Source organism: Acinetobacter sp. ANC_7635 (genome assembly GCF_056779945.1).
In genome coordinates, this window is the sequence record NZ_JBWYIS010000030.1 from 1 (window position 1) to 614 (window position 614).

Consider the following 614-nt stretch of genomic DNA (forward strand, 5'->3'; position numbering starts at 1 on the left):
AATTCAGTGCCATATGCCAAATTCTCAAAGGTCGAGAACAAATGTGCAGAAGCGATGGTGCCAACAGAACCTTCAAGCATCGTGCCACCATACAGATCTACACCAGCGAGGTTTGCAATGGTTGCTACATCACGACCTTCGAGTAGGCCACCAGACTGAGCAACTTTTACAGCAAACACAGAAGCAGCATTACGCTTCGCTAAACGATAAGCTGTACTTGGACCCATCAATGACTCATCCGCCATAATGGCAATATCAAAACGACGAGTTAAACGCTCCATGGCATCAATATTGTCAATCGCACATGGCTGTTCAATTAGATCCACACCACCATCTTGCAGAAGCTGAATACCTTTGATCGCTTCTAACTCAGACCAAGCACGGTTCACATCGACACGGATAGAAATATCAGCACCTAACGCTTTTTTGATGGTGAGAACATGCTCAACATCTGCTTCTACAGCACGAGAACCAATTTTTAATTTAAAGAAGTTATGACGCTTAGCTTCGATCATCTTTTTCGCTTCAGCGATATCTTTATCTGTATCACCAGAAGCCAACACCCAAAGTACAGGGACGCTGTCACGCAGACGGCCACCTAACACTTCAGACAG

1 protein-coding gene is annotated in these 614 nt (G+C 45.0%); it reads right to left on the bottom strand.

Translation table 11 applies throughout. The features are described from left to right. The coding region (locus AC1M89_RS14730; RefSeq protein ID WP_481614392.1) for an enolase C-terminal domain-like protein at nucleotides 1–614 on the bottom strand (614 nt) is incomplete at both ends.